Annotated in this window: 1 pseudogene; it reads left to right on the top strand. The window is 41.9% G+C overall.

Features of this window, described 5'->3' with window-relative positions:
* Positions 1-1,336 (top strand): annotated as a pseudogene (locus FY049_RS22140) (trimeric autotransporter adhesin AtaA); the annotation flags it as partial.

Genomic DNA, 1,336 nt, shown 5'->3' with positions numbered 1-1,336 from the left:
CTTAACCTTTAAAGGTGATACCGCAGCGACAAGCACTACGAAGAAATTAGGTGATACGGTTTCCATCACTGGTGATACGAACATTAGTACAGTCGCGACAGCGAATGGTGTACAAGTTAAGTTAAATCCAAACTTAGATTTAGGTGCAGCTGGTAGTGTTAAAACGGGTAATACCACTATTAACAATGCAGGTGTTACAGCAGATCAGGTTGCAGTTGGTGGCGTTGTTATCAATAAAACAACAGGTATTAATGCCGGCGGGTTAGCGATTACAAATGTTGCTGCACCAACAGCAGGTACGGATGCGACCAATAAAACCTATGTTGACTCTAAAGCTGCAGCATCAAAAACTGAAGTTGCAGGTGGAAGCAATATCGCAGGGGTCGCAAAAACTACAGGTGCAAATGGTCAAGATGTTTATACGGTTAATGCCAATGGTAGCACCGCATCAGCAGGCTCATCAGCTGTCACAGTAACTGCGGGAACTAAAGATGCGAACAATGTTACTGACTATAAAGTAGATCTTGCAGCAGCGACTAAAACAGATATTGCTAAAGGTGTTGCAGCGAAAGCAGCAGTTGATAATACAGGTTTAACCTTTAAAGGTGATACCGCAGCGACAAGCACTACGAAGAAATTAGGTGATACGGTTTCTATCTCTGGTGACACGAATATTAGTACAGTTGCAACTACCGATGGCGTACAGGTTAAGTTAAATCCAAACTTAGATTTAGGCGCAGCTGGCAGTGTCACTACAGGCAATTCTAAGTTAGATAACAGTGGATTGACGATTACAGGTGGTCCAAGCGTTACGAGTACTGGTATTAATGCAGGTAATAAGACCATTACCAATGTTGCTGCGCCAACAAACAATACAGATGCAGCCAATAAAAAATATGTAGATGATGCTGGTGCAACATTGACAAACTTGGGCTTTGGTTTAAAAGCACAAGACGGTACGACTGTTAACAAGAAGTTAGGTGAAGCAGTTGAAGTTGTCGGTTCAAACAGCAATATCACGACTAAAGTAAATGCAGGTAAAGTGGAAGTTGCGTTATCGAATGCATTGGACTTAGGTACAGCTGGTAGTGTCACTACAGGTGCAACTGTTATTAATAATGCAGGGATTACTGCAAACAAAGTAACAGTTAACAATGCCCCAACAGCAGGTACAGATGCGACCAATAAAACCTATGTTGATTCTAAATCTGCGGCATCAAAAACTGAAGTTGCAGGTGGAAGCAATATAGCAGGGGTTGCAAAAACTACAGGTGCAAATGGTCAAGATATTTATACGGTTAATGCTAATGGTACAACAGCATCAGCAGGTTCATCT

This window comes from Acinetobacter sp. 1125_18A (assembly GCF_052824985.1).
This window is presented reverse-complemented; position numbering and strand designations above follow the sequence as displayed.